This window comes from Paenibacillus sp. JNUCC 34 (genome assembly GCF_058269055.1).
The window spans coordinates 2,893,875-2,915,817 of sequence record NZ_CM177770.1; the positions used below are offsets into that span (position 1 = coordinate 2,893,875).

At 48.3% G+C, this 21,943-nt stretch carries 24 protein-coding genes; 23 read left to right on the plus strand and 1 reads right to left on the minus strand.

All coding sequences use genetic code 11. The annotated features are described in order from the left end of the window. Window positions 1-191: 191 nt before the first annotated feature. Window positions 192-1,139: a phosphotransferase gene (locus AC2TF5_RS13575; RefSeq protein ID WP_491302651.1), complete on the minus strand. Its 948-nt coding sequence runs from the start codon at window positions 1,137-1,139 to the stop codon at window positions 192-194. Window positions 1,140-1,453: 314 nt separating this feature from the next. Between AC2TF5_RS13575 and AC2TF5_RS13580 the strand changes: the two genes are divergently transcribed. From AC2TF5_RS13580 to AC2TF5_RS13690, 23 genes are all read left to right on the plus strand, one after another. Further along, on the plus strand, window positions 1,454-1,750 hold the full coding sequence (locus AC2TF5_RS13580; RefSeq protein ID WP_208919810.1) for a BMC domain-containing protein: 297 nt from the start codon (window positions 1,454-1,456) through the stop codon (window positions 1,748-1,750). A 22-nt stretch (window positions 1,751-1,772) separates the two neighbouring features. Further along, a complete protein-coding gene (locus AC2TF5_RS13585; RefSeq protein ID WP_241929058.1) occupies window positions 1,773-2,066 on the plus strand; it encodes a BMC domain-containing protein in 294 nt (97 codons plus the stop codon). 36 nt (window positions 2,067-2,102) lie between these two features. Next, window positions 2,103-3,245, plus strand: coding sequence for a 1-propanol dehydrogenase PduQ (locus tag AC2TF5_RS13590; protein WP_491302652.1), 1,143 nt, complete (start codon window positions 2,103-2,105; stop codon window positions 3,243-3,245). Window positions 3,246-3,505: 260 nt separating this feature from the next. Next, window positions 3,506-6,061: a choline trimethylamine-lyase gene (gene cutC, locus AC2TF5_RS13595; RefSeq protein ID WP_491302653.1), complete on the plus strand. Its 2,556-nt coding sequence runs from the start codon at window positions 3,506-3,508 to the stop codon at window positions 6,059-6,061. After that, window positions 6,048-7,112: a choline TMA-lyase-activating enzyme gene (gene cutD, locus AC2TF5_RS13600; protein ID WP_491302654.1), complete on the plus strand. Its 1,065-nt coding sequence runs from the start codon at window positions 6,048-6,050 to the stop codon at window positions 7,110-7,112. Before cutC ends, cutD begins: the two co-directional genes overlap by 14 nt. A 92-nt stretch (window positions 7,113-7,204) precedes the next feature. Further along, entirely contained in the window at window positions 7,205-7,558 is a 354-nt protein-coding gene (locus AC2TF5_RS13605) for a BMC domain-containing protein (RefSeq protein WP_491302655.1), read from the plus strand. Beyond that, entirely contained in the window at window positions 7,555-7,986 is a 432-nt protein-coding gene (locus AC2TF5_RS13610; RefSeq protein WP_491302656.1) for a EutP/PduV family microcompartment system protein, read from the plus strand. Before AC2TF5_RS13605 ends, AC2TF5_RS13610 begins: the two co-directional genes overlap by 4 nt. A 19-nt stretch (window positions 7,987-8,005) precedes the next feature. Next, complete coding sequence (locus AC2TF5_RS13615; protein ID WP_491302657.1) at window positions 8,006-8,710, plus strand: cobalamin adenosyltransferase; 705 nt, start codon at window positions 8,006-8,008, stop codon at window positions 8,708-8,710. Beyond that, window positions 8,668-9,507: an ethanolamine utilization protein EutJ gene (gene eutJ, locus AC2TF5_RS13620; RefSeq protein WP_491302658.1), complete on the plus strand. Its 840-nt coding sequence runs from the start codon at window positions 8,668-8,670 to the stop codon at window positions 9,505-9,507. Before AC2TF5_RS13615 ends, eutJ begins: the two co-directional genes overlap by 43 nt. Then, window positions 9,508-9,828: a microcompartments protein gene (locus AC2TF5_RS13625; RefSeq protein WP_019419489.1), complete on the plus strand. Its 321-nt coding sequence runs from the start codon at window positions 9,508-9,510 to the stop codon at window positions 9,826-9,828. Next, a complete protein-coding gene (locus AC2TF5_RS13630; protein ID WP_491302659.1) occupies window positions 9,815-10,078 on the plus strand; it encodes a EutN/CcmL family microcompartment protein in 264 nt (87 codons plus the stop codon). The genes AC2TF5_RS13625 and AC2TF5_RS13630 overlap by 14 nt, the downstream gene beginning before the upstream one ends. Before the next feature lie 43 nt (window positions 10,079-10,121). Further along, window positions 10,122-10,778 (plus strand): cupin domain-containing protein, encoded by a 657-nt coding sequence (locus AC2TF5_RS13635; protein WP_491302660.1) that lies wholly within the window; start codon window positions 10,122-10,124, stop codon window positions 10,776-10,778. Between the two features lie 14 nt (window positions 10,779-10,792). Further along, window positions 10,793-11,548, plus strand: coding sequence for a BMC domain-containing protein (locus AC2TF5_RS13640; protein WP_491302661.1), 756 nt, complete (start codon window positions 10,793-10,795; stop codon window positions 11,546-11,548). Between the two features lie 27 nt (window positions 11,549-11,575). Beyond that, the gene (locus AC2TF5_RS13645; protein WP_491302662.1) at window positions 11,576-13,048 is read left to right on the plus strand and encodes an acetaldehyde dehydrogenase (acetylating); all 1,473 of its coding nucleotides are present in this window, start codon (window positions 11,576-11,578) and stop codon (window positions 13,046-13,048) included. After that, entirely contained in the window at window positions 13,048-13,695 is a 648-nt protein-coding gene (locus tag AC2TF5_RS13650) for a phosphate propanoyltransferase (protein ID WP_491302663.1), read from the plus strand. The genes AC2TF5_RS13645 and AC2TF5_RS13650 overlap by 1 nt, the downstream gene beginning before the upstream one ends. A 12-nt stretch (window positions 13,696-13,707) precedes the next feature. Continuing rightward, window positions 13,708-13,989: a BMC domain-containing protein gene (locus AC2TF5_RS13655; protein WP_208920378.1), complete on the plus strand. Its 282-nt coding sequence runs from the start codon at window positions 13,708-13,710 to the stop codon at window positions 13,987-13,989. Window positions 13,990-14,260: 271 nt separating this feature from the next. Continuing rightward, window positions 14,261-14,542, plus strand: coding sequence for an ethanolamine utilization microcompartment protein EutM (eutM, locus tag AC2TF5_RS13660; protein WP_491302664.1), 282 nt, complete (start codon window positions 14,261-14,263; stop codon window positions 14,540-14,542). A 252-nt stretch (window positions 14,543-14,794) separates the two neighbouring features. Next, entirely contained in the window at window positions 14,795-15,973 is a 1,179-nt protein-coding gene (locus AC2TF5_RS13665; RefSeq protein ID WP_491302665.1) for a histidine kinase, read from the plus strand. Between the two features lie 4 nt (window positions 15,974-15,977). After that, window positions 15,978-16,745 (plus strand): response regulator transcription factor, encoded by a 768-nt coding sequence (locus AC2TF5_RS13670; protein ID WP_491302666.1) that lies wholly within the window; start codon window positions 15,978-15,980, stop codon window positions 16,743-16,745. 239 nt (window positions 16,746-16,984) lie between these two features. Further along, window positions 16,985-17,995, plus strand: a complete 1,011-nt coding sequence (locus AC2TF5_RS13675; protein ID WP_491302667.1) for a DMT family transporter — start codon at window positions 16,985-16,987, stop codon at window positions 17,993-17,995. A 4-nt stretch (window positions 17,996-17,999) separates the two neighbouring features. Next, window positions 18,000-18,287 carry a hypothetical protein gene (locus tag AC2TF5_RS13680; protein WP_491302668.1) on the plus strand — a complete coding sequence of 96 codons (288 nt, stop codon included), beginning with the start codon at window positions 18,000-18,002 and terminating at the stop codon, window positions 18,285-18,287. Between the two features lie 418 nt (window positions 18,288-18,705). Next, on the plus strand, window positions 18,706-19,104 hold the full coding sequence (locus AC2TF5_RS13685) for a BlaI/MecI/CopY family transcriptional regulator (protein ID WP_491302669.1): 399 nt from the start codon (window positions 18,706-18,708) through the stop codon (window positions 19,102-19,104). Between the two features lie 391 nt (window positions 19,105-19,495). Next, the gene (locus tag AC2TF5_RS13690) at window positions 19,496-21,739 is read left to right on the plus strand and encodes a M56 family metallopeptidase (RefSeq protein WP_491302670.1); all 2,244 of its coding nucleotides are present in this window, start codon (window positions 19,496-19,498) and stop codon (window positions 21,737-21,739) included. Window positions 21,740-21,943: the final 204 nt, after the last annotated feature.

Genomic DNA, 21,943 nt, shown 5'->3' on the forward strand with positions numbered 1-21,943 from the left:
AGTGGTCCTGAAACGCGAAGGGCTTCATGTTAACCATAAACGTGTTTATAGGCTTACAAAAACCTGTACTTTTTTATCCTTTTAGATAAGAAAGTACAGGTTTTTGTATATTATCTAACCGGTCATTCGTTTTTAAAAGGACTGGATAGACATCCGAAAGTTTCTCATTCCAGCGCAAGCGACGGCTAGTACTAGCGCATCACCATGTCAGCAATAGGGTAATCCGGTTGCATGCTTAATACTTGAATATTTCGACGCAGGCGGTTATAGCGCAGCGAGAAGTAATCCAGGTAATCATCCCCCGTATAATGACGCGGCAGGGCCCATACCGTCCATAACAAATCCTGGGCCATCATATAGCATTTGATCTTCATCAGATCATCCTGCGTAAACGCATTGCCGTAATAGGCTTCAAACAGTTGGTCAATCGCCTCTGCTGTCAAATGTGATTCGATGATATACGCGGCAATATCAAAGGCCGGATCGTTCATTCCGGAATATTCCCAATCTATCAAATAGACGCTGCCGTCCCCATCTACGAGAAAATTCTCTGGAACCGTATCATTATGGCAAGGTACGGAAATGACATGTTTGACATGGTCTTGCATGAAACGAAGCAATTGCTCTTTCAAGGAGGCGTAGTCAAAAAACAATTCTCCGTTGAGCTGCGCGACAATGGTTTCATATTTGGCAAGTTCACTGAGCCAATCAAACTTGTTAGGGAAGTGCTTGGGACTACCGTGAATCTTCTTCAGTAAAGAAGAAACAGACTGCAAGCTTTGCAAAGCCAAGGGGCCTGCAGTGGCTAGCGTTTTGCTATCGGTTATATACTTGCTGATCTTAATGCCGCTTTCCTCATCGAAATAGATACATTCCGAATTCACGCCAAACTCCGAAGCGATGCCGTTGTTCACACGCTCTATCCTGCGGTCGATCATTTGATCCGTCAGGTTACCGGGCTTGCGAATCACATACTCCGTTCCGTGGATACTCATAATGTAGTTATAATTGGTCAACCCACCCGCAAAACGAGATTTGTCAAAAACAATACTCTCATCTTCAAAAAAAAGACGTAGTTTTTGCTGCACCAGGTCTTCCATATTCATTTGTTTGGATGAAAAGTCGGTTAGAGGTTTCATGATAGCCTTTTCTCGGCATTCCATATGCATGCGTTAACATGGCACACATTCGCCGTACAGATTTTGCCACAATTATAGCAAGATAGGAGGATAAATTCAATGAAATGAACGAGTTTGAGGACATTCTGGTACTTGTGATGCAAGAAAGACGTTTTTGTACCAGATTGTCGGTAAAGGGGGCATTAGAATCCTAAAATCAGCTACCGAATCCTCCATAATCACGGGGAGAACCTATGTTAACCTGCTAGTAGGAGTTGAGTATCTGTATTACAGCAAATTCACAAATACAAATACCCAGGTGAGGTGAGGTTCGAATGGAATACCGGGGAGAAGAAGCTCTCGGGCTTGTGGAAACATTGGGCATGGTTCCTGCCATCCAAGCGGCGGACGCTATGCTTAAAGCAGCAGATGTTGTTCTGGTATCGTACGAGAATGTTGGTTCCACGCTCGTAACGATAATGGTAAAAGGTGATGTCGCGGCGGTTCGTTCGGCAGTAGAGGCCGGCGCTGAAGCGGCAGCGAAGATTGGCAAAGTCACTGCCCATAATGTGATGCCGCGTCCGCTCAGTTCTATTGCAGGAATTGTGAAAGCGCATGCAATTCACGCATAATTGCCGGGAAGGGAGAGAGGTCATGAGCAAGCATGATGCACTGGGTTTCATTGAAACCTTTGGAATTGTATTCGTCATGGAAGCGGCGGATGCCATGTGCAAAGCGGCCGATGTAGATTTGATCGGTTACGAAAACGTGGCGTCCGGTTATATATCTGTCCTTGTTCGCGGAGATGTAGGGGCTGTAAGGGCTGCAGTAGATACTGGCGTCGCCGCTGTACAGGCGATGGGGGCAGAGGTGTACAGTTCAAACGTTATTCCTAACCCACACCCAGACATTGAAAAGATCATAGCCCGCTATGCCCTTCCTTCTTAGGGGCAGGTTATCGACAGAAATTCAAGGGAGGTGACCGTGATAAACGACATCTTTGTTATTAAATCGAAGGTATATTCAGGAGAACAATCACTGAAGAGACTGGCGGAAATTCAAGGCACGAAAGCCTGTATCGTTTCCGATCAGATGATGGAGAAGCTGGGTTATCTGGGGCAGGTAGTTGATCTACTGCAAAGCGGAGGAATCTCCACTGCAGTGTTTACCGGTGTTAAGCCCGATCCGGGCGTGAGTATTGTGGCCGAAGCGCTTCAAGTGTATTGGGAAAGCGGCGCTGATGTGTTACTGGCGCTGGGAGGCGGCTCCGTGATTGATACAGCGAAGGGCGTTCTGTACTTCGCTCGGCAATATGCACAGGAGAAAGACGCGCCTTTTATCAAACCATTGTTTGTCGCCATTCCTTCCACCAGCGGCACCGGATCGGAAGTGACCGACTTTTCGGTGATTACGGTGGACGGAGACAAAATCGTCATAGTGGACGATTTTATCGCACCGGACATAGCGATTCTCGATTCCACCCTTACCAAGCAATTGCCAAACAAAGTGGTGGTGGACACCGGGATGGATGTTCTGACCCATGCGCTGGAGGCTTATGTCTCTACTAAAGCGACCGACTTTACCGATGCGTTAGCCGAAAAGGCCGTTCAATTGGTATTTGCTCATCTGGAAACGCTTTACCATGATCCGGCAGATGCAGAGGCGCGGGATCGGGTGCAGAATGCATCCTGTATGGCGGGAATGGCGTTTACTAACGCCGGTCTTGGTATCATTCATAGTATGTCCCACGCCTTTGGCGGAACATTTCACATTGCTCACGGACGTGTAAATTCATTGCTTCTAGAGGCGGTAATGGAGTATAACGCCAACTTGGGCGGAAAAGCGATAGACAGGGTTTGTGAACGCTATGCTAGGCTCGCTTCGCTGCTGCACTTGCCGGCCCGAACCGCCCGTGAAGGAACCGTAAGTCTGATCCAGGCGATCGGAAAGCTGAAACGATCCATCGATATCGAAAACGGAATTCGTGAGCTTGGCGTTGATCAGGATGCTTTTGATGAGGCGCTGTCCCGCATGGCGCGGACCGCAATGGCTGACCGCTGTACGCCAACCAATCCTCGTCAGCCAACAGAAGAAGAGTTGGAGCACATTTACCGTAAAAGCTTTTAAGAGGTTGTTCAAAAAGTCCGCTTTTGATCACGAAGTGAATCATGAAGTGGACTCGGCATCGAATCTTGAATTCAGCCGGGCCTAAGCAGATGCTTACGAAGTATGTTTCCTCCGGAAACATCTCAGGTGCTCATGTACCCAAAACGTACGCTCCGCTCCTCAGGCCCTAGCTTCATCCAACTTTCTCGGTGCTGAAAACCGACCTTTTTGAACACGCACTTTAAATAATTTAAATTTAACTAGATTGCGAGGGAAAAATATTGGATATTCATGAGTTTTCAAGCAAATTTGCCAAAGCAACGAAGGCCATGGCTCCACAAGAACGAGAAGCCATCATGAAGCTGTTCCAGGGAATATCAAAAGAACTTTCGGATAAGGGAGCTCAGCCGCTGGCAGCAGACGGCTCCGGCCAGCTTCGTAAGGAAGAGTGCGCATACCCGGAAGGAATGACCGAGCGTTTGCGGGCTTTGAAAGAACATTATCTGACCGTTAAGCCAAGCATTACAACCTACCGTGCTAAAGCCTTTACTCAGGTATATAAGGAAAATCCAGGTCTGCCAGAGATTATGCTACGTGCCAAGGCTTTCCGTAGAGCGTGTGAAGAGGCTCCGCTGCTCATCCAGGACAACGAGTTGATCGTTGGTCATCCTTGCGGTGCTCCGCGTGCGGGTGCTTTCTCGCCTGACATTGCTTGGCGCTGGACTCGGGATGAGCTCGATACCATTCACAACCGTCCTCAGGATCCGTTCTACGTCTCCGAGGAAGACAAACGGATCATGCACGAGGAGCTGTTCCCGTTCTGGGAAGGTAAATCGGTAGATGAAATATGTGAACAGCAATACCGGGATGCTGGTCTTTGGGAGTTTTCCGGCGAAGCGTTCGTCAGCGATCTTTCCTATCATCAGATCAACGGCGGCGGAGACTCCAACCCAGGCTACGATGTCATTCTAATGAAGAAAGGGATGCTGGATATCCAGCGGGAAGCCAAGGAGCATCTTGCGAAGCTGTCCATGCAAAACCCTGAAGACATCGACAAAATCTATTACTATAAATCCGTGCTGGATACGACTGAAGGCGTGATGGCGTATGCCAAACGGATGTCTGAATACGCATACCAGCTGGCTGCTAAAGAAACAAATCCGAAGCGCAAGGCAGAGTTGCAAAAAATCGGCGAGGTCAACGCTCGCGTGCCGGCTCATGCACCGACTACATTCCATGAGGCAGTACAATCGGTCTGGACCGTAGAATCTCTGCTCGTGGTGGAAGAAAATCAGACAGGCATGTCTGTCGGCCGTGTGGACCAATATATGTATCCTTTCTATGAGGCGGACAGAAAAGCCGGCCGTCTGACAGAGTTTGAAGCATTCGAGATTGCAGGTTGTTTCCTGATCAAATGCTCTGAGATGATGTGGGTTTCTAGCGCGGGCGGCTCCAAGTTTTTTGCCGGCTACCAGCCGTTCGTCAATATGTGTGTTGGCGGGCAAAAACGAGAGGGCGGCGACGCCACCAACGACTTGACTTATCTGCTCATGGATGCAGTACGTCATGTCGGCGTTTATCAGCCTTCGCTCGCTTGCCGTATCCACAATAGTTCTCCTCAAAAATACTTGAAGAAGATTGTGGATGTTGTCCGTGCGGGTTTGGGCTTCCCGGCCTGCCATTTCGACGATTCCCACATCAAGATGATGCTGATGAAGGGCTGCAGTATCGAAGATGCCCGTGATTACTGTCTGATGGGCTGTGTGGAACCGCAAAAATCCGGACGCTTGTATCAGTGGACCTCCACCGGATACACCCAGTGGCCGATTGCCATTGAGTTCGTCCTTAACCGTGGCAAAATGCTCTGGCACGGAAGCAATCCAGGATTGGACATGGGCGATTTGAGCAACTTCAAGACCTATGATGAATTTGAAGCGGCGGTTAAGAAGCAGGTAGAATACATCACCGAGCTCTCCGCAGTGGGTACTGTAATCAGCCAGCGCGTTCACCGCGATTATGCGCCGAAGCCGCTTATGTCAATCATGTATGAAGGCACGATGGAAAGTGGTCGCGACGTTTCCGCCGGCGGCGCCATGTATAACTGGGGACCTGGCTTGATTTGGTCCGGTCTGGCAACTTACGCCGATTCGATGGCTGCCATCAAGAAGCTGGTTTACGATGACAAAAAATATTCGCTCGAACAAATCCGTGACGCGTTGCTTGCCGATTTCGAAGGTTATGAGCAGATCTACAAGGATTGTCTGGACGCGCCAAAATTCGGCAACGACGACGATTATGCCGATCGCATCGCGGCCGATATCACCGGGTGGACTGAGAAATATCACCAAAAGTTTAAAACGTTGTACTCTACCTTCAGCCACGGCACACTATCTATTTCGAACAATACGCCTTTCGGTGAGATGACCGGTGCTACCGCCAATGGGCGCAAAGCTTGGTTGCCGCTGTCCGACGGTATCAGCCCTACCCAGGGCCATGACAAAAAAGGACCGACGGCTATCATCAAATCGGTGAGCAAGATAGATGTCGAGGCCATGAATATTGGTATGGTGCATAACTTCAAGCTTTTGCGCGGTTTGCTGGAAACACCTGAAGGAGAGAACGGACTGATTAATCTGCTCAGGACAGCCTCCATTCTCGGAAACGGCCAAATGCAGTTCAGTTATGTGGATAATGAAACGCTGATTAAAGCGCAGCAAAATCCTGATCAATACCGTGATTTAATCATTCGGGTCGCTGGCTATAGCGCATACTTTGTGGAGTTGTGTAAAGAAGTACAGGATGAGATCATCAGCAGAACAATGATTGAGCATTTCTAAAATAGCCCCGTGCCTCTTCTCCGGTGCTGTACACCGGGGAAGAGACATTCAGGCATTTAGATATGCGGCAAAGGAAGGAGCCACAGCTATGGAGTTAGGTATGCCGGAAAGGCAGGCACGTATTTTCAACATTCAAAAATATTCTATATACGACGGCCCCGGTATCCGGACGCTTGTTTTCTTCAAGGGATGTCCCCTGCGCTGTCAGTGGTGTGCTAACCCGGAGGGTCTGGAAAAGAAATATCAGGTGATGTACCAACGGGATCTGTGCAACGATTGCGGTGCATGTGTTGCGGCGTGTCCCCGGGAAATCCACCGTTTTGCCACTTCCGGCTCGCAGGATCCGTCCAAGCCGCAGCATGTGGTTGACCGGAAGATCGAGTGCATTGGCTGCCGGGAATGTGAGAAGGTTTGCCCCGCACGGGCACTCTCTATCGTCGGGATGAATATGACGGTATCGGAAATTGTGGAAATTGTAGAGCAAGATATGCTGTTCTACACTACGTCCGGCGGCGGCGTCACGTTGGGCGGCGGCGAAGTATGTGCGCAGTCTGAATTTGCGGTCAATTTGCTTAAGGAATGCAAGCGCGCCGGAATCCATACGGCCATTGAAACCTCTGGGCATACCAAACCGGAAGCGATTTTGGCCATGGCCGAATATACCGATCTGATATTGTACGATTTGAAACATATGGATTCAGACCGCCATTATCAACTGACTGGTGTACGCAACGAGCGCATTCTCGAAAATTTACGGGAACTGATCACTCGCAAACATAACGTAGAGGTGCGGATGCCGCTAATGAAGGGGCTCAATGATGATGAGGACACCATCCGCAAAACGGTGGAGTTTCTGCTTCCCTTTAAGGAATACCGAAATTTTCAAGGCATCAATTTGCTCCCTTATCACAAGCTGGGGATTAACAAATACAGGCAATTGGATATGGTTTACACCGTTGAACGCGATTTAAGCCTTAATGAAGCCGATCTGGAGCGTATTGAACGTCAAATCAGCCAATACGATTTCCCGGTTCGGGTAATCAAACATTAAGAGTATGCTTCACCTGTCAAAGACGACAAAGCCGTTTACGCTTGGGTAAAGCCAGCGCTTTAAAAACTCGCAAAACTTTTAGGAGGACGCTTATGCAGCAGCCTGCTGGGCCTGATCTCGGGCGGATTATTCAGGAGTCGGTGCCGGGCAAACAAGTGACGCTGGCCCATATCATTGCTTCACCCGTGTCTGACATTTATGAAAGACTAGGCATCGATGATGCGGGGGCTATCGGCATTTTAACACTGTCGCCCACTGAAACCTCCATTATTGCCGCGGATATCGCCACCAAGGTGGCAGTTGTGGAAATCGGCTTTCTGGATCGCTTTACCGGTTCGGTGCTTCTTACTGGGGATATAGCCAGTGTGGAAACGGCGTTACGGGCCATCATTAAGACGTTGGGCGATAGTTTGGGCTTTGCGACGGCGGAAATTACAAGGACATGAAAAAACGTATTTTGCTGATCGGCCCAACAGGTTGCGGAAAAACGACGCTGGCCCATGCGCTTGACGGTACGGATCGCCCGCTGCGGCGGACGCAGGATGTTATCTACGGGCCGAAGACGATCGATACGCCGGGCGCGTATGTCGAGAATACCTGGATGTACAGCCATTTGATTGCAACGGCGCAGAACACGAGCCAGATTTTGATATTGGTGGATCAGTCCCGGCATCAGGAAGTATACTCGCCCGGCTTTGCATCTTCTTTCACAAAACCGGTTATCGGGGTAATAACGAAAGCCGATCTTGCGCTGGAAAATGAGAATTACTGTGTACAAGTTTTAAAACGTAGCGGGATAACCGAACCCTTTTTCCGCATTAGTCTTCCCGTGGGAAGGGGAATCGGGGAATTGAAACGTTATTTGTTCGGGTAATAAGAGTGGAGTTGATACCATGAAATTTATTACCGAAATGGAATTGCGCAATGTGTACAGGCTAGAGCCTTTTACAACATACATGGTGGAGCATGGAAGCCGATTGACGCCGGAAGCGCGCCAATTTTTGACGGATCGCCAGATCGACGTATCCTATGGGACGCAAGAGCAAAATCAGGAACAAAAGCAAGAATCACACCCGAATCCGGAGCGACAGGCAGAAAAGCCGGATTGGCGGCGTGGGAAGCTGCGCTGTCAGATGCAGTCCGTCTCAGCCCTGTTCTTGTTAACCGGGCAGGAGTTGCTGGAGCGGGATGTGCTGCTGGCCCAGAAGGTGCTAGAGCTGTCAAGGCTGTTTTCGGCCCTCCAGAAAGGGGAAGGAGACGGCACATCCACTGCCGATTTATCTTTCCAGGGTTGTACCGGCATTACTGCCGATGTTCTTTTTGAGGATGCGGGAGATTGCTTTGAGGTAACCGAGTTTCACATTCAATTGGAAAAGGGCAGAGAAATTGCTTTGCTCCACCGTCTGCGCAGCGCTTTGCGCGAGCTTGGGTTTGCGGTGTTGGAAGCCGTGGAAGGTGTTCCCCAAGAAAAGGCGGAGAAACCGATCATTCCTGAAATCAACTATATGATTAACGCATTGAGCTCGCTTATTTGCAGAACTACAGGAGGTAGAACATGCCAGAGACAAAACCCTTTGCATACTGCGATCAACTCGTAAAGCAATTTGAAGCTGTCATCCAGAAACCAATTCTAGGACGGTCTTCGTTCTACTATACCGGTGTGGATCTGGGAACGGCCTGTGTGGTACTTACGGTTATCAATGACTCTCGGAAGCCGGTGGCGGGAGCTTACCGTTACGCCGATGTCGTCCGCGACGGAATGGTGGTGGATTACTTAGGAGCGATTCAGATCGTGAGGGAGCTTAAGGCGCAGTTGGAGCAGCAATTAGGTGTAGAACTAGAATATGCGGCTTCGGCGATTCCTCCGGGAACCGATTTACTGGATGCTGGCGCCATCAAGCATGTGATCCAGGGTGCGGGGTTTGAAGTTACGGCTTTACTGGATGAACCTACGGCGGCTAATGCCGTGCTGCAAATATCCAACGGAGCCATTGTAGACATTGGCGGCGGAACGACGGGCATTTCGATTCTGAAGGATGGCAAGGTTGTCTATGTCGCCGACGAAGCAACGGGAGGCACCCACTTTTCTTTGGTGGTTGCCGGGGCGTACCAGATGAGTTTTTCTGAAGCGGACTGCTTCAAGCGCGACCCTGCCCATCACCAAGAATTGCTTCCGCTGCTCCGGCCGGTCATCGATAAGGTTTCCTCCATCATCAACCACCATGTTGTGGGTCATGAGATCAAAGAATTGTACTTGGTAGGCGGAACATGCTGCCTGTCCGGTATGGAGACGATCATTGAGCAGAAAACTGGCATTGCTACCTATAAGCCTAGCAACCCTCTGTTTGTCACGCCGCTGGGCATTGCTCTGAATTGTACGCGGGAGGCGATGTGAGTGGAATTTCGGATTATCAAATCTCCTTCCAAGGGGACGCTGGACATTTTGCTTCGCCGCAGAGGAGCGCCCAGTAGTCGGGAAGTTCCCCAATGCGACGCGGTTGGACTAGTGCAGGGAAGGCTGATTGATATGGTATGGGCCGCTGATGTAGCTGAAAAAGTGGTGGGCGTGACAGTGGAGGATATTCGCGGCAGCTGCCCGCAGAACATGATTCTTCTCGCCATTTTTGGTGACACGGCTTCCGTAGAGGACGCCATCGCCGAGATTAAGCAGAGGAGCGGAAAAGCGGGGAGGAAGGAATGCGATGATTGCGGCTGAATTGATTCACAATATCTGGTCTACCCGTAAAGCAGATTCCCTTGTGGGAATGAAACTGATGCTGGCCGAGGTGATTGGTGGAAGCGACGATGGGCGCCGTTTGATTGTAGTCGATACGATCGGCGCTGGCATAGGTGATCGAGTGATTGTCTGCACCGGCTCTTCGGCCCGCAAAATGCTGCAAACAGAAGATGTTCCTGTGGATGCCGTCGTCGTCGGCATCATCGACGCGAACTGCGTGTTCGAATAAATATTCGAACAGAAATCGAATGCAGCGAGAGGGGGCGAGAACTGTGAAAAAACTGATATGCGCTGCGGATGTGGAAGAATGGGTGGCTTCCGGACAGAAGCGGTGCTGCATTGACAGTAACACGATTGTGACACCGGCGGCCCGAGATAGGGCAATAGAGCTGGGGTTAGAGTTTACCAATGAGCCTTGTGGGACTATGAGTTCCGAGGCCGCAGGCTGCGAAACTCAGAATGATCTCGACATGAATGCTATTTTTAAATTTTTCAAGATTTTATCGGAAAAAGGACTGGTTGAAAAGCTGTTGGGAACGACTCTTGAGCCACCTTATCAGGCGGAGACGGATCCGACTGGCTTGAAACTTGTGCGGGGTCGAACGGTAAAAATGGAAGCTTACGAAACGGGAACATACGGTGCCAAGGTATATCGTCAAGAGGTAATCGGGAAACCGGATTGTTCCATGAGCGCAGGGTTTCTGACTGTCGATCATGATAGCTTCGAGCAGGAGACGGCCCACGAAGAAACTTATATCGTGTTGGAAGGTTCGCTCGATGTCACTTTGAACAAGAGAACCTTCACTGCTCATGAGGGAGATGTACTCTTCATCCCCAAAGGGGTAAAAGCGACCAAGGGATCGACGGACTGCGCGAGAATGTTTTATATGACTTCTCCGGCGGGCGATCCTGATCGGAAGCTGCAGTAACAGGAGGTGGTAGCATGCAGGCGCTTGGATTAATTGAAACGCGGGGACTTCTTCCGGCGATTGAATGTCTGGACATCATGCTCAAATCGGCTCAGGTAGAACTGATAGAAAAGTGCAATGTGGGTGGCGGGCTAGTCACGATCGCGGTAACCGGCGATGTCGGCGCTGTTCAAGCATCCGTGGAAGCAGGTGCCTCCGCGGCGCAACAATTGGGCAGTGATGTGCTCATCAGCCGGCATGTCATTCCAAGACCCCACAACGACATAGCGAGCATCATCGGCCTTGGCAACGTTTCGAACATTGCCAAGGAGAAGGACGAGCCGGCGCTGCAAGTGCAGCATACTCAGGCGGCAGAACAGATGCCGGAGCAGACTCCGGAACTGGACGCAGTGTCTGATGTTCCAATGGACGCGGCTCCTAAAGTTTCGCTGGAAGCGGCGGCCGATGTCTCAATCAAAACCGGTAGCGAAGAAGGCTTCCCTGTACTGGCGGCCGATCCTGATCAGGATCTTGCGGCTGAAGACGCCAGTCCGGAAATGGACAATGGAGATCCGGCAAAGCTAGACAGTCCATTCAAGCATCAGATTGATGTGCTGGTAAAGGAATCTGGGCTTGACAAAGCAATGGAGCTACTGGAAACGATGACAGTCTTGAAGCTGCGCGGACTGGCCAGAGAGTGCAGTCCCGCGTATGGGATGAGCATGACGACAATTTCCAAGGCAAACAAAGTGAAACTGCTCAAGCGGTTCCGCCAGTATTATCAACAGTAAGCAGTAAGCGAGAGGAGGATGTTTCACTTGGAAAATTATGATTACGACTTGCAATCGATTCAGGAAACCCGGGACTTGGCCCGTGCAGGAAAAGCGGCCACTGATATCCTTGCCGGGTATGATGCTGAACAGATTGACAGAATTGTACAAAACATGGTGCGGACTGCGGAGGTCAACGCTGCCGAACTGGCTGCGCTGGCCGTTGAGGAAACCGGATTTGGCAAGATTGAGGATAAAATCTTCAAAAATCGTCTGGCTTCCACGGAGCTGTATGAATCCATTCGGGATACGAAAACGATTGGGGTTATCCGTGAGGATAAGACGAATCAATTAATAGAGATTGCCGAGCCTGTCGGACTGCTCATGGGTATTATTCCATCAACCAATCCGACATCCACTACGATTTTCAAATCTATCATTGCGATAAAGGCTCGCAATGGAATTATCTTTTCGCCGCATCCTTCGGCAAAGAAATCCATCATGCGGGCCGCGGAATTGATGCATGCCGCTGCTGTCGAGGCAGGTGCTCCCGAAGGAATCATTGGCTGCGTCACCAAGCCTTCTATGCCGGCGACGCAGGAACTGATGAAGTGCGATGAAATCGCCATGATTATCGCAACGGGCGGCTCGGCGATGGTGAAATCTGCCTACAGTGCGGGTAAGCCGGCGCTGGGGGTGGGACCTGGCAATGTACCGGCCTATATTGAGCGTACCGCTGATATTCCAAAGGCGGTGGCAAATATCATTGCCAGCAAAACCTTCGATTACGGTACAATCTGTGCATCTGAACAGGCTGTTATCGTGGAGGAATGCATCCGTTCTCAGGTGGTCGCGGAGTTTGAGCGTCAGGGCGGTTACTTTATGAATCAGGAGGAAACTGCTAAAGTCGCGGCAAAGCTGTTTGTAAAAGGCCATGCCATGAATTCAAGACTGGTGGGACGTTCACCTCAGGTGATCGCGGAAGCGGCCGGTATTCAAATTCCAACAGGGGTCAAGGTGCTGTTAGGCGAACAGCAGGGCGTAGGAGAGAAATTCCCGCTGTCCTACGAAAAGCTAACTACCGTATTGGCGTTTTACACCGTACAGGACTGGCGTGAGGCTTGCGATCTAAGTGTGGGGCTGCTGCGTAACGGCGGCATAGGACATAGCTTCTCCATCCATACGCAGAATCACGATATGGTCATGGAGTTTGCGCAAAAACCTGTATTCCGCATTTTGGTGAATACGGGCTCCACGCAGGGCGGTGTGGGTGCAAGCACCGGGCTTGCCCCGGCCTTCACTTTGGGATGTGGAACCTGGGGCGGCAGCGCCACTTCAGATAATGTGGGACCACAGCACTTGATTAATATCAAGCGTGTGGCTTATGGCATTAAGGACTGTACGGCACAAAGCCCTTATTCTGTTCCAACTCCGCAGCCGCCGAAGCAACAGGAGGATGCGCTGCTGTTGAATCTGGTCGATGAGTTGGTGTCTATTTTGCAGAAAAGCGGTGACTGTTAGTGGGGAACTATGATCAAGTACTTTCATTGTTAATGGAGGTTGTATCCGGTGCTGGAAAGGCGGAAAAGGAGCCGCGCTCCATCCCTTTAGGGATTTCGAACCGCCATGTGCATCTTTCCCAGGCTGATGTGGATACGCTCTTCGGAGCCGGATATACGCTATCCAAAATGCGTGATTTGTCCCAACCCGGACAGTATGCATGTAATGAGACTCTTACGGTCTGCGGGCCCAAGGGGGCCATCGAAAAAGTGCGGGTTCTCGGCCCAGTGCGGAAACAGACCCAGGTAGAAATTATGCGGGGAGACTGTTTTAAGTTGGGCGTGAAAGCTCCAGTGCGTTTGTCCGGGGAGCTTGAAGGCACACCGGGCGTCACGTTGGTCGGGCCCAAGGGAAGTGTATATATTACCTGCGGATTGATGGTTGCACAGCGCCACATTCATATGACGCCTGATGATGCCCTTTTCTTTGGCGTAACCGACGGAGAAATGGTCACTATTCAATTTGATGGTCTCCGGGGCGGAGGGTACAATCAGGTCGCAATCAGAGTTAGCAGTGACGCCGCTCTCGACTGTCATATCGACGTTGAAGAGGCCAACGCGATGGATCTGACGTCGGCGTCTGTTATAAAAATCATAAAAAATTGTTAGGAGGAAATGAACATGAGATCGGAAGCTCTTGGTTTGGTTGAAACAAAAGGTTTGGTAGGTTCTATCGAAGCAGCGGACGCTATGGTCAAAGCGGCCAATGTCACCCTAATCGGCAAAGAGATGGCAGGTGGCGGCCTTGTTACCGTGATGGTACGGGGCGATGTAGGAGCGGTGAAGGCGGCGACGGATGCCGGCGCTGCGGCCGCGAAGAATGTTGGGGAACTCGTGTCGGTACATGTAATTCCACGTCCCCACAGCGAAGTGGAAAACATCCTTCCGCCTGCTAAGCAATAATTCAACAAATTATAAGAAAAACGTCTATCGATGTACTTTCTAAGAAGACAGACCGCATTTAGCGGATGTTTTCCTTGCGATTATAGAATTACTTAAGCTCCGCTTAAAACTTATAAATTCTATAATCTTAAAATAAGGCTATGCTTCCGAAGTAAGTTTTGTTCGGTAAGCTAGCGCTTTAGTCTCACAAAACTAAGCCTATGCTTCCGAAGTAAGTTTTGTTCGGTAAGCTAGCGCTATAGTCTCACAAAACTTTTAGGAGGAATGTAACATGAAATCGGAAGCATTGGGTTTAATTGAAACAAAAGGTTTGGTAGGTTCCATCGAAGCAGCGGACGCTATGGTCAAAGCGGCCAATGTCACCTTGATCGGTAAAGAGATGGTAGGCGGCGGACTTGTCACCGTAATGGTACGAGGCGATGTAGGAGCAGTGAAAGCGGCAACGGACGCTGGTGCCGCAGCTGCACAGCGTGTAGGGGAACTGTTATCCGTACATGTGATTCCTCGTCCTCACAGTGAAGTGGAAACCATTCTTCCCGCTGCTAAGCAATAATTTATATTCATGTTCTGCAAAAGGCCAAAACTCAGTAAAACGGGTTTTGGCCTTTTTATTTTTGTCTGCAAGAATCCGCTTTTCGAAAGCTTGTCGAAGTGGTGTATTTCTATAAATAAGGCTTTGAGGAGGAGGGAAGTACTATTTCCAAACAAGTTGAAAATTGCTATAATAGAGATGATATATTGTGAAAAATTTAGCATGTAACGTCTATTTTCCCGTTCATTCTCGGTGAAAGGGTGCAACCAGATTATGCTGAAAACCGATAGTCCGATCGCAACCAAAGTATACGCACGATACAGCGGCATCCTGTCTCTTTCCAAGTTCTCGCTGCTGCTGCACGATCACAATGGAGACGTTTTGCTGGAGTTCAATCCGTCCCCTGATTTCTGCAGGCATTTTTGTTGGGAGAATCCTACGCGACCTTGCGCGGATTATTTGAAGCGCTTTAATACCGGCGAACAGGGGCGATTTGTTTGCTGTTACGGCCTGGAGAATATTTTGCTACCTATTATGGTCAAAGATGAGGTTGTTGGCTTCATATCGGGGATGCAGGCATATTCCCAGGAGAGGGAATTTCAGAAGTATCTGATTAACACGGCGGAATTGGCTGAAATGAAGGGGTTGGATTTGGAAGTTGTCGCGAAGGCGATATCAGCTTTTCCAACCATTGACAAGGAAAAAGCAGATATTCACGAGCAGCTTTGCCATCATATCGCAAGGAATATTGCGCTCGACATCGCCGAAAGCTCGCAGGACAACACAAGGATTATCAATCGTCTATCTGCGGAAAAGGAAATACTGGAGAAGAAAGTGATTGACTTAGAAGCAAAAAATATGTCTCTAGTCATCAATCCGCATTTTCTGTTCAATACGTTGAATTCCATTGCCCGCATCGCCTATTTCGAACACTCCCATACAACGGAGGAATTGATCTATTGCCTGTCCGACTTGCTCCGATACAATGTTAAACAGGATGATCAGCTTCATACTATCGCATCCGAAATGGATAACATTGAGAAGTATTTGTATATACAAAAGGCGCGTTTCAAGAATCGTCTGCAGTATGAAATCATTGTTCCTAATGAAATAAAGGCTTATCGCATTCCGAATATGGTGATTCAGCCTATCGTGGAAAATGCAGTAATTCATGGAATTACCCCTAAGCGGGACGGGGGAACCGTTCGTCTGATTGCCGAAAAGTACAGAAATGATATCACCATTTCTGTTATTGACAACGGTAACGGGTTCTCGCCAGAGGTACTAAAGCTCATTCATCAGCCGGACAGCAAGATCGGCGTGGGCTTCCGGAGTACCGATAGCCGTTTGAAGCGTTATTTCGGAGAAGAGTATGGGTTATCGATCGTGAAATCCGATTATAGCGGGAGCACGGTTAACATCCGCATCCCCACCCAACCAAATGCGAGGTGATGCAATGAGCGTAGTTATGTTTGTTGAAGATGAACCGATAGAACTGGAATTTCTTCAATCCATCGCGCAGGAAATCCTGGGTGCTGAAGATAAGCTTCTAATTTGTGATACGGGTATGCAAGCGATTAAGCTCGCCAAGCAATATCGGCCGGATATTATTTTTATGGATATCATGCTACCTGAAATGGATGGAATATCCTCGTTACAGGAAATTCGCCGTTTTCTCCCTGACGCATGCGTGACGATATTGTCTGCCAGCTCGGATTTCTTCTATGCACAGGCGGCAATCAGTCTGCAGGTACACGAATATTTGCTTAAGCCGGTCAAGCCGGAAAAATTGCGGCAAATGATTCGTAAGGGGCTGGAGAAGGCCTCTCAATCAGAAGATAATTATTTAACAGAAACTTATCAGATAGAATCGGCTCAAGAATGTCAGCGCTTTATTAAAGAAGCAGTCGATTATATTCAGCAGAATTACAAAGATAAGCTGACCCTGCAAATGGTGGCGAGTCATGTGTACATGAATGCCCAATATTTTAGCCGCATATTCAAAAGGGAGCTCGGCGTTACTTATACGGATTATGTGAATAAGCTCAAGATTACACATGCCTGCAAGCTTCTTGAGACTACCGGGTATCCCGCCTATCGCATCTCCACAGAATGCGGCTTTACCGATCCGTCTTATTTCAACCGGGTATTCTACAAGCAAATGGATATGACGCCGAAGGAATACAAAAAAAGCGTACTTGCCAAAAGAAAAAACACGAAATAGAGTTCTAGAAGTCTCCCCCGATTACGGTGGGAGGCTTTTTTGACATTATAGAATTTATAAGTTTTTTGGGGTTATTTTATTGGCTTTATCGTCCTAAAAGTACGAATAGTACAAGAATGGAGAAAAAGTAATTCAGGGAGTCCAACAAGAGGTACGGTTAGTAAAAGGCGCAATGGCCGCTTTGTTATACAATGAAGATACATCTACTAAGATAAATCTACTTAAACAGAGGTGTATGGATGATGAAGGAAACAGTGGCAGCTCCCATGGCTACGGCCGGCATGCTGAAACAAAAGATGAACAGTCGTTTCCGAAGAAATGGAATCGCTTACGGGCTGATTTCCGGGTTAACGTTCGGCCTTTACAGTACCGTCGTTGCCCTAGCCATGATGAAGGAGCCTTTTCTGGGGGTCGTAGGAGCGTTTGCGGCGCCTATAGTGGCATCGGCGATCAATGATGCTTTGGCGGCAATCTGGCTTTTGATCTGGAACTTCAAGAATGGGATGATCAAAGAAATCGGCCGCAGTCTGGTAACAATACCGGGGTTGATGGTCGCAATTGCCGCGGTGTTTGGCGGTCCAATCGCTAACGGGGCCTATCTAGTTGGAATTGATATGGCTGGAGCAGCGGCTATTCCTATTTCGGCGCTTTGTCCTATGTTTGGTGCTATTTTCGCGCGAATGTTCCTAAAGCAGAAGATTGATAAACGGGTGGCCCTCGGCATGTTCATCTGTGTTATCGGAGCGGCGCTCATTTCTTATGTCAAGCCTGAAGGTGGAGTCGATAATTTCACACTAGGCATTATTTTTGCTCTGGTGGCCGCACTTGGCTGGGGATTGGAAGGCGTATTTGCCACTTTCGGGATGTCCATGCTTGATTCCAATATCGCCATTACCATTCGCGAGGGCGTTTCCGGAATCGTTTACATTGCCGTGCTGATCCCTATCTTCAGCGCGACAGATCTCTTTACTTCCGTACTTGGCTCCGTGTCGCCTATGCTCATTATCGCGGCTGCGGCCCTGTTTACGGCAATCTCTTTCCTGACATGGTATATGGCCAATAGTATGGTTGGCGTTGCAGTCGGAATGTCGCTCAACATTACCTATGTACTGTGGGGGGTTGTCTTTGCCGCTATCTTCCTCGGTAGTTCGTTGACTCCTACAATAATTGCCGGCGCAGTTATTATTACACTTGGAGCGCTTTTAGTTTCGATGAATCCAATGGATCTGTTCAAAAAGAAGGAGGCGTAAGCAAATGCCATTGTTGCCGATTCGCTCCCGGGTGCTGCTTTTCATGTCCACTGTGCAGCAAGCAAATATTGATGATGCAATGGACGCTTTGAAAAGCGAATATGGTGGAGAACGTCAATTTACAAGAGCAAACTTTCTAGATCATATGCTGTCGTTGCAGGCAAACGGACTGATTGACGAGGTCCGGTACGAGCTGGATGCTAACGGGGAATTATGTATGTACTATGCGATCAACGATGAGGGAATTCATACGATCAATAAATACTTGCCTAAAAAGTGGACGCAAAAATAATAAATTTAAAATATAATCTATTTGTGGTTAAAGTCTTCTTCACCGAACGGATCAATCCGGCAGGTCAGCGCGTCCGTGTTGATTAATCGGTGGAAGAGGAGTGATGAAGATCCCGTTCTCCCGTCAGGAGGACGGGATTTCTTTTTCTAAATCCAGCTACACCTTTAGGTATCCTGCGATGTCTGAGTTAAAACTTACATTTTCCTTAAAATAATGAACAAACTCTTTAATATTTTCGATTACGAAGGCCTCTATTTCTTCCTCTCTAATACACTCACATTATTAAAATAGGATTCCATTAGGCTATTATAGTGAAGGCATGGAACCTTCATCGTAAATTTACAGTTGTAATAGTTTCTTGCATAGGTTATATTTACATATGTAATAGTTAATCTGAGATGAGAAGGGAGGAAAAACAATGGAGAAAATGCCCAAGATTTCGGAATCTGAGTGGGAAATCATGAAGGTCATTTGGCGGGAAAACCCGATGACAGCCGAGCAAATTGTGCAGCATTTGCCGGAGGGCACGGACTGGAGCGATCAGACGGTCAGAACCTTTATTAACCGGTTAATGAAGAAAAAAGCGCTGGGCTACCAGAAATCGGGCAGAAGTTATCTGTATTATCCGTTAATTTCAGAGCAAGAGTGCGTGCGCGCGGAAAGCCGTTCTTTTCTAAACCGGGTCTTTAACGGCGCAGCCGGATTGATGATGACCAATTTTTTGGAGGAGACCCAGCTGTCGGATCAGGAGATCGAGCGGTTGCAGCAAATTTTGCTGGAGAAGCAAGGAAAAGAATCTAAAGATTCAAAAGACTAATCACAGCCTTAAAAGTACGTGTTCAAAAAGTCAGACTTTCAGCACCGAAGCTTATGCTTCCGATGTGCGTTTTTTTCAAAACGCTTCAGTTGGATGAAGCTAGGGCGTAAGGAGCGGAGCTACACGTTTTCGTAGAAAACGACTTCGTAAGCATCCGCTTAGGCCCGGCTGAATTCAAGATTCGATGCCGAGTTCCTTCCTGGTTCACTTCGTGTTAGATATAGAATTTATAAGTTATCAGCTACGCTGATGAAATTCTATATCGCAAGAAAACAAACCTTTGGGTCGCGGTCGCTCATCCTTGAATGGCCTCGTTAGAGGTTTTCTTATCAAAGGGGGACTTTTTGAACAACCTCTAAAAGCGTGAAATTTGACCAAATGAGGTTATACCATGGATATAGCTGAACGTCTCTTCAATTGGTTTGTTGCCTCGACGCTGATGGCAAGCGCAGTTGCAGTCGTGGTGCTGGCAGTTCAGCATCTGTTCCGCAGACGCATCCATGCGCGTTTGAGGCATGCGCTATGGCTAATTGTACTGTTGAGGCTCATGCTACCGGTGCTGCCACAAAGTCCGGTAAGCTTGTTTAATGCAGTTCCTACACTGACAGACATAAAAAATGCTGTATTCGGGCTTTCGTACCAGCTGGGAAAGCCTGACACGATATCCGAACACAGCCAAATAAAAAACACATATCAACCATATTATACAACAAATGAAGCTAAGAAGAATACTGTTTTTCAGCCTCTTATGACCATGAAGGACACGGAAGAACATGCCGAAGCGGGCATAGAGAGAGAAAGCCATCCCGTTGTTCGTGTGCTGGCTGTAGTTTGGCTGACGGGTGCGGCCGTCTTGCTCGGACATACCCTGACCTACTGGCTGCGATTCCAAAGAAAACAAAAATATCGTAGTCCTATCGAAAGTGATGCGATAATGAAGATTACTGAAGAATGCCGAAACTTATTTTCCATTAAACATCCTGTGGGGATTTACGTGGATCCATCCGTTCAGAGTCCGTATATCACAGGAGTTTTCCGTCCGTCGGTTTATTTGCCTGAGTCGCTTATTTCTGAAGCAGGCAATGAACGGCTGCTGAAACATGTGATCGCTCATGAACTGGCTCATTACAAACGAAAGGATACGATCTGGAATATGGTCGGTAGTCTGGTGTTTGCTGTTCACTGGATGAATCCATTCGTTTGGTTCATGCTGCGGCAGATGAAAGCCGACCGGGAGCTGGCCTGTGACGCCTGTGTCCTGGAGGCGCTTGGGGAAGAGGAGGCTGTGCCTTACGGCATGACGATTATCGGATTTCTGAGACGGTATGCTGCGGAAAGAAGCCAGGCGCATCTTCTTTATTTCAAGGGTTCGAACGATCAAAAAGAGATGATGAGGAGAATTAGAATGATCCAATCTTTTAAAAAGGGTTCTTATAAATTTTCAATGATGGCGGTCATTCTCGTACTCTTGATCGGTACGGCAACGCTGACCAATGCACGAGCATCCGGAGCGGGAGCTTCCGCTTGGGTTCATGCCGAAGACGGCGGGAATGAAATGCTATTTCCGAATGAAGAATTTCGGGTATATGATAACCTTGAAAAAGGGGCAAAGGTGGCACCGTTTAAATTTAAAGTTCCATCCTTGCTGCCAGAGGGCTATGGTTTTAGCGATTTGAGCATTCAGTTCGATGCTTCGCCATCGAGTGTCCGCCTATCGTACGACACTAAAATAAGCAAAAGTAGTGGCAACTTCAGCTTGAGAATCAAGCCAGGCACTGATCTTCAGAAACAATATGATCAAATTTTCAAGGGAGAGCAAGACAGAACCGATCAGAAGGATAGCGGGAAAGTTATAGAGAAAGAATCCCTATCCTTAGCCGGCATAGATGAAGGCTATAAAATTACGATTCGCATGACCACCTGGAAGGGACAGCCTGAAAGATATTATTATATCTGGAAGGATCAAGGCATAAGCTATGAATTAAGCTCCTACATCTTGTCTAGCAACGAAATGGAGCAAATGATCGCTTCCATGAAATTACCCGATGCGGAGCTGAACAAACTTCATGAAGACAATGAGTATCATGGCAAAATCTTGACCGATTTGTATGATACCGAGGATATCCGACGTGCCCAGAAGCTGGTTGGTTTTAAAGCCGCTTTTCCGCGCAAGCTGCTCGGGGATTTTGCCGCCAGCAGTTCCTATGTTTCCCGTAAAGCGAATTTCAATCATGTAGAGAATGATGAGGATTCCATGCGCAAACTGTTTAATGTCACTTATAGCCGAGGCGATCACAAACAGAAAAATAAAGCTGATTCCGGCATCCGAGACGTTTCATTTAAGCAGATCTTAAACGGGGATATGTATCAGGAGATGAAAAAGAAAGGCCAGGTTTCTTTTTCGAAAATTGACGGTGAAGGTAATAATGTTAAGCTCACGGCCCTAACTCTGCAGGGGAAAGAAGTACTTCGTACTGAACCTTACAATCTGGATGGCAAACCTAAAGGACCTAATGATCTTAGACTAGTCAGCTACTTCTGGCTTGACGGTAAGGTTTGTTATCAAGCCGTTTTCAGCGGCCAAGGGCCGGAGGAGCAAAAAATAGTGCAATATTTGATGAAGCCGGACCGGTAAAATAAGATAGAAAAAAGGTTGCAGGATAAGGAAGCGCCCCAACAGGTTTATTAACCTAGGGGCGCTTCTTCTTTTGATGTCGGAGGACAAGAACTTATGATGCGAGGTAAGGATATGAGGCCGTACAGAGGAAATAATGTGGAAGAACCACCAAAGGATGAAAAATCAAGTAGGGTGGTTCTTTTTTTCTCTCGTTTTTTATGC